The sequence below is a fragment of the Mesorhizobium sp. M1396 genome, assembly GCF_040317725.1.
Lineage (GTDB): Bacteria > Pseudomonadota > Alphaproteobacteria > Rhizobiales > Rhizobiaceae > Mesorhizobium.
Genome location: NZ_JAMYLA010000005.1, coordinates 122,834 through 135,111, shown reverse-complemented (window position 1 = coordinate 135,111; position 12,278 = coordinate 122,834). Strand labels below are relative to the sequence as shown.

Genomic DNA, 12,278 nt, shown 5'->3' with positions numbered 1-12,278 from the left:
TTTTCAAGCGAGCTTCCGCCATGCGCCAACGCCCTCCCCTAACGCCGCTTGTCGACGCGCTTCCGTCGACGGTGCCCTTTGTCGGACCCGAAGCGCAGGAGCGCGAGCGCGGCCGCGCTTTTCGCGCCCGCATCGGCGCCAATGAGAGCAGCTTTGGGCCTTCGCCGCGAGTCATCGCCCGCATGGCCGAGATCGCCGGCGACATGTGGATGTATTGCGATCCCGACAATCATGATTTGAAGGTGGCGGTCGCCGCGCATCACCGCGTGAAGGCCGAGAACGTTGTGGTCGGCGAAGGCATAGACGGCCTGCTCAGCCTGGTGGCCCGCATGTATGTGGCGCCAGGCGATGCCGTGGTCACGTCGCTCGGCGCCTATCCGACCTTCAACTTCCACATTGCCGGTGTTGGCGGGCGGCTGGTTACGGTCCCCTATGAGAACGACAGGGAAAGCCTGGACGGCCTGCTGGCGGCGGTGCGCAAGGATAAGGCGCCGCTGGTCTATCTGTCCAACCCGGACAATCCGATGGGCAGCTGGTGGGAGGAGAACGAACTCGTCCGCTTCATCGAGGCATTGCCGGAAACCACCATGCTGGTGCTCGACGAGGCCTATGGCGAACTGGGCCCGGCCTCGGCGCTGCCGCCGATCGATATCTCCAGGCCAAACGTCATCCGCATGCGCACCTTTTCGAAGGCTTATGGGCTCGCCGGCATACGCTGCGGCTATGCGATCGCCGAGGCCCAGGTGATTCGCGACTTCGAGAAGATCCGCAATCATTATGGCGTCAGCCGCATGGCGCAGATCGCCGGCGTCGAGGCGCTTGCCGATCAGGACTATCTCAGGAGCGTGGTGGCGCGGGTGGCTGCCGGCCGCCGGCGCATCGCCGGCATTGCCGAGCAGAACGGGCTGATGCCGCTGGCGTCGGCGACCAACTTCGTCACCATCGATTGTGGTGGCGACGGCGCCTTCGCGCTGAAAGTGCTGCAGGGCCTGCTGTCGCGCGACGTCTTCATCCGCAAGCCGATGGTGCCGGTGCTCGACCGCTGCATCCGCGTCAGCGTCGGCCTCGATCACGAGCTCGATATTTTTGCCGAGGAACTTCCCGGTGCTTTGGCGGCAGCGCGCGGAAACTAGGATCCGCCAGCAGGCAAACCAGATCACAAGGCGCGCGCTTACAAATCCAGTTCCCAGGTCTGGCCGGTCAATTCCTTGCCGAAACTGTGGTGATGCTGCTCGGAAACCAGCCTGAAGCCGGCGCGCTCGTAGATCGCGCGCGCCGCGACGAGAACGTCGTTGGTCCACAGCACCAGCCTGCTATAGCCACAAGCCCGAGCCTGGTTGACGCATTCCGCGACCAGGCGTTTGCCTATGCCAAGGCCGCGCGCCGTCGCCTCGACATGCAGCAGCCTCAGCTTGGCCACCTCGTCATCCTGATGAACAAGGAACACCGCGCCGACCGGCTGTCCACCACGTTCGGCGATCCAGCAGAAATCGCGGCCGGGCTCGAAATTGCGGATGAAATCGGCGCCGATCTCGGCGAGCATGGCCTCGAACTCGATGGTCCAGCCATATTCCTCGGCATAGAGCTGGGCCTGCCGCTGCACGACCCAGCCGACGTCGCCGACGCGGTGCGGCCGCAGCGTCACCTCGCCGTTCTCACAGGCGGGATCACCCAGCAATTCCCCCACCTTGCGCAAGGCGCTGCCCAGTTCCTGCAATCTGTGGTCAGGCAAATTCTCGATAAGCCGCGCCGTATCGCGATCCGCCGCGGCCTGGAGCCCTGAAAGGGCTGCCTCGCCTCTTGCCGTGAGCGACAGAATCCGCCGGCGCTTGTCGGCCGGATCGGTCCGGGTCTCGGTCAGCCCTTCGCCGGCGAACTTGCGCAGAATTCGCGTCAGATAGGCGGCATCGACACGCAGTTGCCTGGCGATATCGGAAGCAGTGGGGCCTATCTCCAGATGAAAAACCTTGGCAAGAAAACCCCGCTCCCCAACGGCTTCAGAAGCCGCCGGACGATTAAGGTGGCCAAGTTCGAAAAGCACGCGCGCCTCGGTCAAGGTGAATGCGCTTTGTGTCAGCGTCTCGTCGAGAAGACCAACGGTGCGCGTATAGAAGCGATTGAAGTGCCTGATATCGGCCACCAGTGCTTTTCGTTCGTCCAACATTTGCGTCCAACTCCCAATAGCCAGCCCCATTTTCCAAAATTAATGGACTGAGTCAATTAAATTTCGAAAGCCAGAGAGCCCAGTTATTGCTTTGTGCGCATAATTCCCAGGTTGCTTTCCCCGGGCCATGCGCCAGATTCCAAGGAGACAGGCTTGGAGACAGTCATGACTGATCCTCGGGAAGTGCGGGCGCGCGTCTACGGCAATGTGCAAGGCGTCGGATTCAGAATCTGGGCCCGGGACGAGGCCACAAGCCTCGGTCTTGCGGGTTGGGTTCGCAATGAAGCGGACGGGTCTGTAACGACCCAGATGTCAGGCCTCGATGAGGCGGTTTCGACAATGATCGAACGACTGTGGAAAGGGCCGTCCGGGGCTTCCGTCTCCAGGGTCGACGTCGAGGAGTTGGCACCCGGAAACACATCTGTCGAGTTCAGGATTGTTACATGATGGTGGATTTGGTTTAGCGCTCTTGAATTAATTGAACGTTCGTTTTATTATTGTCCCGCGAAGGGGCAGACATGGCGCGTACGACCGGATCAGATGGTGAAAAGACCGAGGCAGCCATCCGCGAGGCGGCGGTCAACCTGATCGCCCGTTTTGGCTACGAGGCGATGTCGATGCGCCAGCTCGCCGCCGAAGTCGGCGTCCAGGCGGCCGCGCTCTACCGCTATTTCCCGACCAAGGAAGAGCTTCTGTTCACCCTGATGCGCGAGCACATGGAAGGTTTGACCGATACGTGGGAAGCAGCCCGCCCTATCAGTGGGGATCCCGTGCAACGGCTGTCAGCCTATGTCGAGAATCACATCGCCTTTCATATCGAGCGCCGGCACGCCACGCATGTGTCGAACATGGAATTGCGCAGCCTGTCGCCAGAAAGGCTGACGCAGATCCTGCGGATGCGTACGGCCTACGAAAAGGAACTGCGAGCCATCCTGCGCGACGGCGCCGAGACGGGCGCCTTCAGCATCGACGACACCGGGCTGACGGCGATGGCGCTGATCCAGATGATGACCGGCGTCATCGTCTGGTTTCGACCGGGCGAGCGGCTGTCGATCACTGAAGTGACGGCGACATATCTTTCGATGACAATGCGGCTCGTCGGCGCGAAGATCGACGCCTACAGCGCCGCGCGTGCCTTCGGACGCGCAAAGGACGCTGTAGCATTTTGATTTCGCGCATGACCCCGACAATCGAAGTCGATTTTCGGGGTCATGCGGCAGGAGGAACCATGTACACGAACACGCTCGGCTTCGGGCATGACGAGGATATCGAGGCGTTGCGCGATCTGGTGCGACGCTTCGCGCAGGACAAGATCGCGCCGATCGCCGCCGATATAGACCGCTCGAACGAATTCCCGGCGCATCTGTGGAGCGAACTCGGCGCACTTGGCCTGCTCGGCATCACCGCCGATCCGGATTTCGGCGGCAGCGGCATGGGCTATCTCGCGCATGTCATCGCCGTCGAGGAGATCTCGCGCGCCTCGGCATCGGTCGGCCTCTCCTACGGCGCCCATTCCAATCTCTGCGTCAACCAGATCAATCGCTGGGCGACGACCGCGCAGAAGGAAAAATTCCTGCCGCCGCTGTGTTCGGGCGAACGCGTCGGCGCGCTGGCGATGTCGGAATCCGGCGCCGGCTCGGATGTCGTCTCGCTCAAGCTGCGCGCTGAAAAGCGTAACGACCGCTACGTGCTGAACGGCACCAAGATGTGGATCACCAACGGGCCGGACGCCGAGACGCTGGTCGTCTATGCCAAGACCGATCCGGAGCGAAACTCGCGCGGCATCACCGCTTTCATCGTCGAGAAGGCGATGGCCGGGTTTTCCGTGGCGCAAAAGCTCGACAAGCTCGGCATGCGAGGCTCCAACACTGGCGAACTGGTATTCGAGGACGTCGAAGTGCCGTTCGAAAACGTGCTGCACGAGGAAGGGCGCGGCATTGAAGTGCTGATGTCGGGCCTCGACTATGAGCGCGCCGTGCTGGCCGGCGGCCCGATCGGCCTGATGGCGGCGTGCCTCGACGTGGTAATCCCCTATGTGCACGAGCGCAAGCAGTTCGGCCAGGCGATCGGCGAGTTCCAGCTGGTGCAGGGCAAGCTGGCCGACATGTACACGACGATGAATGCCGCGCGCGCCTATGTCTATGCCGTCGCCGCCGCTTGCGATCGCGGTCAGACGACGCGCAAGGATGCCGCCGGCTGCGTGCTGTTTGCCGCCGAGAAGGCGACGCTGATGGCGCTGGACGCCATCCAGCTGCTCGGCGGCAATGGCTATATCAACGACTATCCTACCGGCCGCCTGTTGCGCGACGCCAAGCTCTACGAGATCGGCGCCGGCACCAGCGAGATCCGTCGCTGGCTGATCGGGCGCGAGATCATGGCGGAGGGAGTATAGTATGGCGGTACTCCAAACCCAGATCTCCCCCTCCTCCGAGACCTTCCGCGCCAATGCCGAGCGCATGCGAGCCTTGGTCGCCGACATCGCGGAAAAAGCCGCGACCGTGGAGCGCGGTGGCTCGGACGAAGCGCGTGAGCGCCATGTTTCGCGCGGCAAGCTGTTGCCGCGCGAGCGCCTCGCCCAGCTGCTCGATACCGGCTCGCCCTTCCTCGAGATCGGTCAGTTCGCGGCATGGTCGATGTATGGCGAGGAGATTTCGTCGGCCGGCATGATCGCCGGCATCGGCCGCGTCGAAGGCACCGAGGTGATGGTCGTCGTCAACGACGCCACGGTGAAGGGCGGGACCTATTATCCGCTGACGGTGAAGAAGCATCTGCGCGCGCAGGAGATCGCGCTGCAGAACAATCTGCCTTGCATCTATCTGGTCGACAGCGGCGGCGCCAATCTGCCCAACCAGGATGAGGTGTTTCCCGATCGCGAGCATTTCGGCCGCATCTTCTACAACCAGGCCAACATGTCGGCCGCCGGCATTCCGCAGATCGCCTGCGTCATGGGTTCCTGCACGGCGGGCGGCGCCTATGTGCCGGCGATGTCGGACGAAACGATCATGGTGCGCAACCAGGCGACCATCTTCCTCGGCGGCCCGCCGCTGGTGAAGGCGGCCACCGGCGAGGACGTCAGTGCGGAGGATCTCGGCGGCGCCGATGTGCACACCAGGCTTTCCGGTGTCGCCGATCACTACGCGCTGGACGACGACCATGCGCTCGCCATCTGCCGGCGCATCGTCAAAAACCTGAATCGGAACAAGACTGTAAGCCTGAACTTACAGAAGTCGATTCCGCCGCTTCATCCGGCGGATGAACTCTACGGCATCGTGCCGACCGACCTGCGCCAGCCCTATGACGTGCGCGAGGTGATCGCACGCATCGTCGACGGCTCCGAGTTCGATGAGTTCAAGCAGAACTACGGCATCACGCTGATCACCGGCTTTGCCCACCTCCATGGCATGCCGGTCGGCGTCATCGCCAACAACGGCGTGCTGTTTTCCGAAAGCGCGCTGAAGGGCGCGCATTTCATCGAGCTGTGCTGCCAGCGCAAGATCCCGCTGGTCTTCCTGCAGAACATCACCGGCTTCATGGTCGGCAGGAAATACGAAGCCGGCGGCATCGCCAAGGATGGCGCCAAGCTGGTGATGGCTGTCGCCACCGCCAGGGTGCCGAAGGTGACCATGATCATCGGCGGCTCGTTCGGCGCCGGCAATTATGGCATGTGCGGCCGCGCCTACTCACCGCGCTTCCTGTGGATGTGGCCGAACGCCCGCATCTCGGTGATGGGCGGTGAACAGGCGGCGACGGTGCTGGCCATGGTCAAGCGCGAGGGCATCGAGCGCAAGGGCGGAGAATGGAGCGCCGAGGAAGAGGCGAAATTCAAGAAGCCGATCCTGATGAAATACGAGCATGAGGGCCATCCGCTCTACTCGTCCGCTCGCCTCTGGGACGACGGCATCATCGACCCGGCGAAGACGCGCGACGTGCTGGCACTCAGCCTGTCAGCCTCGCTCAACGCCGAGATCGAGGAGACGCGCTTCGGCGTGTTCAGGATGTGAGATGAACGAACGCCCGCGAATTCAGGTTCATACCGGCGACATCACCAAGCTAGCGGTCGACGCCATCGTCAATGCCGCCAATACCTCATTGCTCGGCGGCGGCGGGGTCGATGGCGCCATTCACCGCGCGGCCGGCCGCGAGCTTGAGTTCGAATGCCGGATGCTGAACGGATGCAAGGTCGGCGACGCGAAGATCACCAGGGGTTACAAACTGCCGGCTCGACACATCATCCACACAGTCGGCCCAGTCTGGCAGGGCGGCGGCAAGGGCGAAGCCGAGTTGCTGGCCTCCTGCTATATCAGGTCGCTCGAACTCGCCGCCGCCAATGACTGCCGCACAGTGGCGTTCCCGGCGATCTCGACCGGTGTCTACCGCTACCCGAAAGACGAGGCGACCCGTATCGCCGTCAGCACGGTGGCTGACTTCATGAACCAAAACATAGTGCCGGGAACCGTCATCTTCTGCTGCTTCGATGAGCCGACGGCGGAATTATACCGGCAGGTCGTTGCTGCCCTCGGCGGAGGGTAGACTACATGGGCAAGGTGATCCATTTGCGTGGCGAAGTGCGAATTTCGGTTACGGAACTGGCGGCGCCAGGGAAAGGTCGCCGAGTCGCTGCTGATACCCTGTCTGACCATCGGCGAACGCGAGCACGGATAGGCTGGCGGGACAGCGCTCCCCTCTGTCCTGCCGTCGCCAGATTCTCGGTTGTGGAGGCTCCATGTTCGCCAAGATCCTGATCGCCAATCGGGGCGAGATCGCTTGCCGTGTCATCCGTACGGCCCGCAGGCTTGGCGTGCACACCGTCGCCGTCTATTCGGACGCCGACGCCAGGGCCCTGCATGTCGAGATGGCCGACGAGGCCGTGCATATCGGCCCCTCACCCGTCGGCGAAAGCTATCTGCGTGGCGACAAGATCATCGCCGCGGCCCTGGCGACGGGTGCTGAAGCCATTCATCCCGGCTATGGCTTCCTGTCCGAAAACCCCAATTTCGTCGACCAGGTGGTAGCGGCGGGGCTCATCTTCATCGGGCCGGCGGCGGGCTCGATCCGTGCCATGGGGCTGAAGGACGCCGCCAAGCGGCTCATGGAAAAGGCCGGCGTGCCGGTCGTGCCGGGCTACCATGGCGAGGCGCAGGAGATCGTGCTGCTTGCGTCCAAAGCACGCGAGATCGGCTATCCCGTACTGATCAAGGCGCGTGCCGGCGGCGGCGGCAAGGGCATGCGCCGCGTCGAGCATCCCGACGAGTTTTCCGAAGCGCTGTCCAGCGCGCGGCGTGAGGCGAAAGCCGCCTTCGGCGACGACCGCGTGCTGGTCGAGAAATATGTCGACAAGCCGCGCCACATCGAAGTGCAGGTGTTCGGCGATAGCCTCGGCAATGTCGTGCATCTCTACGAGCGCGACTGCTCGGCGCAGCGCCGCCACCAGAAGGTGATCGAGGAGGCGCCCGCCCCCGACATGACACCGGCTTTGCGCAAAGCAATGACGGACGCGGCGGTAAAGGCCGCCAAGGCGATCAATTATTCCGGCGCCGGCACCATCGAATTCATCGTCGATGCCTCGCAGGGCCTGAAGGCCGACCGCTTCTGGTTCATGGAAATGAACACCCGCCTGCAGGTCGAGCACCCGGTCACCGAAATGGTCACCGGCATCGATCTGGTCGAGTGGCAGTTGCGGGTCGCCAGCGGCGAAGAGCTACCGAAGACGCAAAGCGAGATCGCGCTCGCCGGTCATGCCTTCGAAGCGCGCATCTATGCCGAGGATGCGGCAAAGGGATTCCTGCCAGCAACGGGCACCTTGCATCATCTGAAATTTCCGGATGCAGCCCCCGAAGGCGCCACGATGCGCGTCGAGACCGGCGTGCGGGCGGGTGACGCCATCTCGCCCTATTACGACCCGATGATCGCCAAGCTGGTCGTCCATGCGAAGGACAGGCAGGCGGCACTCGAAGCGCTTGGTGCGGTGCTGTCGCGAACCGAGGTCGCCGGTTCCACCGTCAACACCGCCTTTCTTGCCGCTCTGGCCGCCGATCCGGACTTTGCCGCAGGCGACGTCGACACCAGCCTGATCGGCCGGCACCAGGAGACATTGACGATCATCCCGCCGCCGACCGGCGAAACCATTGCCGCCGCCGCTGTCGCAGCCTCGGCTGCCGGAGCATCGCCGCCATCCGACGATCCCTGGTCATCCCTTCCCGGCTATGCGCATTTCCACAGCGTGGCGCGGCGCACACGGCTGAAGTTCGGCGAAGACGATATCGCGGCAAGGGTTTCGGTGCGGCCGGATGGACGGTTCCAGGTGGCGCTGGATGCACCCTATGACAGCACAAATTCGCATGATTTTCGTGCTGCACCACGCCTCGCCCGCTGGCCAGGCCACATCACCGTGTTCGAAGACGCCGTCGGCTATACCTTCGCTGTGCCCGACCCGCTGGCGCGGGCGGACGAAGTAGCGGCCGGCTCCGGCAGCCTGCGTGCGCCGATGCCGGGATTGGTCAAGCTGGTGCGTGTGGCAAAAGGCGACGCGGTAACCAGGGGCCAGCCGCTGCTGATCCTCGAGGCGATGAAGATGGAGCACACCATCGCCGCGCCGCATGACGGCGTGATCGCCGAGATCGCCACGGAGGGCGCGCAGGTCACCGACGGGACGGTGCTGGTGCGGTTCGTCGAGGACCAAGACGCCTCGACCGCGGTGGCGAGATGACGGCTCGGAAGACAAACGACAGGGCAAACAAGAAAATGGCCGGGACGAGCCCGGCCATTTGTCTATGCTATTCAGCCACCAAGGCGGCGATTACTGCGCGATCGGCGCGTATTTGCCGTCATGCCACTGGTTGATGTCGTAGCTGGCATTCTTGAGGTCGCCCTTCTCGTCGAAGGTGACATCGCCGACAACAGTGCTGATCGGAGTACCGTTCTTCAACGCTTCGGCAACCTTGGCCGGATCGTCGCTGCCGGCGCGCTTGATGCCTTCAGCGAAAGCCTGGATCACCGCATAGGAGAACAGTGTGAAGCCTTCCGGCACGAAGCCGCCGGCCTTGATCTTCTCGACGGCTGCCTTGGCTTGCGGCTTTGCCTGGGGGTCCGACGGGAACACGAACATGGTGCCCTCGCCGGCCGGGCCGGCAACCTGCCAGAATTCGGGCGAGGCAATGGAGTCCGGCATGATCAGCTGGAACTTGACGCTCTGTTCCGCCGACTGACGCAGGATCAGTCCAGCTTCAGGATGATAACCGCCGAAATAAACGACGTCGGCTTTCAAGTCCTTGAGCTTGGTGACGAGAGCCGAATAGTCCTTCTCGCCGGCGTTGATGCCGTCATAATAGACCTCCTTGAGGCCGCCGGCATTCATGGTTGCCCTGACGGCGTCAGCCACGCCCTGTCCGTAGGCGCTTTTGTCGTGCAGGACGACGACGTTCTTGCCGGCAAACTTCTTGGCGATCCATGGGCCGATGAAGGCGCCCTGCGCATCGTCACGCGTGTAAAGGCGCATGATCGTCGACCAGCCGGCCTTGGCCGCCGCGTCGGTCAGCACCGGGTTTGACGAAGCCGGGCTCATCATCAAAGCGCCGGCTTCGGCATAGACGGCCGAGGCCGGAATGCTGGAGCCCGAGCAGGCATGGCCGTCGATGAACTTGACGCCATCGGCGACGATGCGGTTGGCGACCGACACAGCCTGCTTGGGATCGCACTGGTCGTCTTCCATATCGAGCTTGATCATCGACCCGTTGACACCGCCCGCGGCGTTGATCGCGTCAGCAGCGGCCTGTGCGCCCTGCTTGAACTGATCGCCGATGGTGGCGAGCTGTCCCGTCATCGGGCCGACCACCGCAAAGGTGATGTCGTCGGCGAATGCGACCGGCGTGCTCATCATCAGGCCGAATATGGCCGCGTTCAAAATACTCAATTTTTTCATTGTAGTAGAACTCCTCCACTCACGCGCGGCCGCCCCGGCCGCACTTCTTCCAGAGAGGCGGGACAATTTCACCCTTCCTTGGGCCTGTCTAGGCGCATTGGCGCCGCTCGATTGGGCCTGCAAGACGTCATCCATGCAAAAAAGCCACGCCAGCCTTGTTCCGGCTGGTCGTGGCTTTTTTTGCCCGTCGAGCAATCTCCAGGCGCCCCCGCGCCTAATAATCCCGCTCGCCTTCCCCGTGTCGTGCGCGACTGAACCTTGCGGCCTGCCGCGTTCTCTTTCTTCAGAGCATGATCTCTGGACAAACGGTTTCCGTTAGTCCGAGAAAACCGAACTCCACATGCTCTGGGTTATCGACCGTCTTGCGCGGCCTTCTAATGTGCCGGGTCTGGCCGTCTGCGCGGTCTTGATCCCGGAGCTTCCCTGTCTTCAGTAGGCCTATCTGCGATCGGCAGATCTCAGTGGATGGTCATCCATTCGCGGGCTTCGCGAAGCGCCTTGGCAATCTCGACTTTCGACATTGCCGCCGACAGTTCGGAGCGCAGTTCCGCGGCGCGGGCCGAGCCCTTGATCGCGGCGATGTTGAACCATTTGTGGGCGGCAACGACATCGGTCTCGCAATCGCGGCCGGTCGCATACATCATGCCCAGTTCGAAAAGAATGTCGGCCTGGGCAGTTGCCCCCATGGCGCCGAAACCTGCTTCAAGCATTTCAAAACGTGCCATTTCAAATCCCCTGTTTCCGGCCCCTGTCAGGCTCCCGAGAGCTGCCTCTTTCGTGCTTGCCGGCTGCTCTTCCGATGCTTTCGAGAATGCCGTGCAGTCTTGAATCCGTCGTTAAATGGCGTGCTTAATTTGAGGAAAACAAAGCTAAAACAAGAGGTAAACGCGGAAATTCGTTAAGGATACAAAGCCAGCAATTCAGCCCGCTTGCGTCAAATTTGACGAAAATTTTAAACTGACAAATCAAGACTCCGCTAACCACGGAAACCAAAGGCACTGCACCGATCGTTTCATTTCCTCGCCGAGGAGGCGCATTCAGGCCTCTTCAAAATCGCAAAGTCTTCCGTCGCGGCACCGCTTTTGTTTTGTCGGGAGCTGGATTAGCTTACGTTTGCGTAAGCGGCAGACCGGCGAGGCGGAGCGTCCGGCCGTACATCCAAAGGGAGGAAGACATGTTTCGAAAAGCGAGCCTGGCCCTTGCGGCCACTTTGATCATGGCGGGCGCGGCGTGGGCCGACCCGATCGAAGGCAATTGGAAGACGCAGGCCGGCGACACCGCGGCCATCGCTGGCGGCGGCTCGTTTTCCATCACGCTCAAGTCCGGCAAATATGCCGGCAAGACCATCGGCTCGCTCAAGGCGGCAGGCGATAACAAATATGCCGGCAACATCACCGATCCGGCAAACGACAGGACCTATTCGGGCAAGGCGACCCTTTCGGGCAGCTCGCTCAAGATGAGCGGCTGCGTGCTCGGCGGACTGATCTGCAAGAGCCAGACCTGGCACAAGCTCTGATCGACTATATCCTTGTGACATGAAGACGGGGCCCGACGGGCCCCGTTTTCGTTTTGTCGCGGCGCAATGCCGGCACCCTGTCGAAACCGACGCCGGCGCCGCCAAAAATCCCGTCAATCATTTTGAACCGCAGATGAACGCCGTCATCAGAGCCGGTTCAGTTGCATCAGGGCATTCTCCGGCGTGCTGAAGGAGACCCGACCCAATGCTTGCTCGCCGCTTCACCATCGTCTGCCTGCTGATGAGCCTGTTTGGAATGTTCTTCGCCATCCTCGTCGCTGAAGCGGGCCGTCCAGCCCGCACCTGGGACGAAGCCAGTTCCAGAACCTGCCGCCTCGCCTGCCCCACCCATCTTCGCAACTGAACAAAGAACCCAAGACCTCGAAAAGAAAAGCTGAAACCCCATGAACCGCTTCGCCGCCAACGCTCTCAAGACCCTTCGGCTTCTGCCGCGGGCGGCGCTTATCCTGACGGCTCTTGCCGCTCCGGTTCTGGCCGTGCCGATGATGCGCGCCGATGCCGGCTCGACAATCGAAGCGCCAGCTTTGAAGAAGTCCGGCGTCGGCTTTGTGCTCCTGGTCAGCCTGCGGCGCGGATAAGAGATGTCTTGTGCATGTCGATATCCCGCGAGATGCATCGGAAAGAAACCCGACGCTTTGGCCACCTTCGGTCGCGATACC

The 12,278-nt window shown here is 62.4% G+C and carries 13 protein-coding genes; 10 read left to right on the top strand and 3 right to left on the bottom strand.

What is annotated here, in order from left to right; genetic code table 11:
• Positions 1-20: 20 nt before the first annotated feature.
• Entirely contained in the window at positions 21-1,133 is a 1,113-nt protein-coding gene (locus NKH02_RS04925) for a pyridoxal phosphate-dependent aminotransferase (RefSeq protein ID WP_352871946.1), read from the top strand.
• 38 nt (positions 1,134-1,171) lie between these two features.
• Here the strand turns inward: NKH02_RS04925 and NKH02_RS04920 are convergent, their stop codons facing one another.
• A complete protein-coding gene (locus tag NKH02_RS04920; RefSeq protein WP_352871948.1) occupies positions 1,172-2,164 on the bottom strand; it encodes a bifunctional helix-turn-helix transcriptional regulator/GNAT family N-acetyltransferase in 993 nt (330 codons plus the stop codon).
• Positions 2,165-2,329: 165 nt separating this feature from the next.
• On the opposite strand from NKH02_RS04920, the gene NKH02_RS04915 reads away from it, so the two are divergent.
• The 6 genes from NKH02_RS04915 to NKH02_RS04890 all read left to right on the top strand — a co-directional run bounded on the left by NKH02_RS04915 (position 2,330) and on the right by NKH02_RS04890 (position 8,870).
• A complete protein-coding gene (locus tag NKH02_RS04915) occupies positions 2,330-2,611 on the top strand; it encodes an acylphosphatase (protein WP_352876787.1) in 282 nt (93 codons plus the stop codon).
• A gap of 71 nt (positions 2,612-2,682) precedes the next feature.
• Positions 2,683-3,333, top strand: coding sequence for a TetR/AcrR family transcriptional regulator (locus NKH02_RS04910; protein ID WP_352871951.1), 651 nt, complete (start codon positions 2,683-2,685; stop codon positions 3,331-3,333).
• A gap of 59 nt (positions 3,334-3,392) precedes the next feature.
• A complete protein-coding gene (locus NKH02_RS04905; RefSeq protein WP_352876784.1) occupies positions 3,393-4,556 on the top strand; it encodes an isovaleryl-CoA dehydrogenase in 1,164 nt (387 codons plus the stop codon).
• Between the two features lies 1 nt (position 4,557).
• Positions 4,558-6,165 (top strand): carboxyl transferase domain-containing protein, encoded by a 1,608-nt coding sequence (locus NKH02_RS04900; RefSeq protein WP_352876782.1) that lies wholly within the window; start codon positions 4,558-4,560, stop codon positions 6,163-6,165.
• Between the two features lies 1 nt (position 6,166).
• Positions 6,167-6,694: an O-acetyl-ADP-ribose deacetylase gene (locus NKH02_RS04895; protein WP_352876780.1), complete on the top strand. Its 528-nt coding sequence runs from the start codon at positions 6,167-6,169 to the stop codon at positions 6,692-6,694.
• 193 nt (positions 6,695-6,887) lie between these two features.
• Positions 6,888-8,870: an acetyl/propionyl/methylcrotonyl-CoA carboxylase subunit alpha gene (locus tag NKH02_RS04890; RefSeq protein WP_352876778.1), complete on the top strand. Its 1,983-nt coding sequence runs from the start codon at positions 6,888-6,890 to the stop codon at positions 8,868-8,870.
• Between the two features lie 90 nt (positions 8,871-8,960).
• On the opposite strand, the gene NKH02_RS04885 is transcribed toward NKH02_RS04890, so the two are convergent.
• Positions 8,961-10,082, bottom strand: coding sequence for an ABC transporter substrate-binding protein (locus tag NKH02_RS04885; protein ID WP_352876775.1), 1,122 nt, complete (start codon positions 10,080-10,082; stop codon positions 8,961-8,963).
• A gap of 458 nt (positions 10,083-10,540) precedes the next feature.
• Positions 10,541-10,807 carry an SEL1-like repeat protein gene (locus NKH02_RS04880; RefSeq protein ID WP_123167916.1) on the bottom strand — a complete coding sequence of 89 codons (267 nt, stop codon included), beginning with the start codon at positions 10,805-10,807 and terminating at the stop codon, positions 10,541-10,543.
• A gap of 449 nt (positions 10,808-11,256) precedes the next feature.
• On the opposite strand from NKH02_RS04880, the gene NKH02_RS04875 reads away from it, so the two are divergent.
• The 3 genes from NKH02_RS04875 (at position 11,257) to NKH02_RS04865 (ending at position 12,197) form a co-directional block, all read left to right on the top strand.
• Positions 11,257-11,598: a DUF2147 domain-containing protein gene (locus tag NKH02_RS04875; RefSeq protein WP_352871959.1), complete on the top strand. Its 342-nt coding sequence runs from the start codon at positions 11,257-11,259 to the stop codon at positions 11,596-11,598.
• A gap of 205 nt (positions 11,599-11,803) precedes the next feature.
• Positions 11,804-11,962 carry a hypothetical protein gene (locus tag NKH02_RS04870; RefSeq protein WP_352871960.1) on the top strand — a complete coding sequence of 53 codons (159 nt, stop codon included), beginning with the start codon at positions 11,804-11,806 and terminating at the stop codon, positions 11,960-11,962.
• Between the two features lie 40 nt (positions 11,963-12,002).
• Positions 12,003-12,197: a hypothetical protein gene (locus tag NKH02_RS04865; protein WP_352876773.1), complete on the top strand. Its 195-nt coding sequence runs from the start codon at positions 12,003-12,005 to the stop codon at positions 12,195-12,197.
• Positions 12,198-12,278 lie beyond the last annotated feature (81 nt).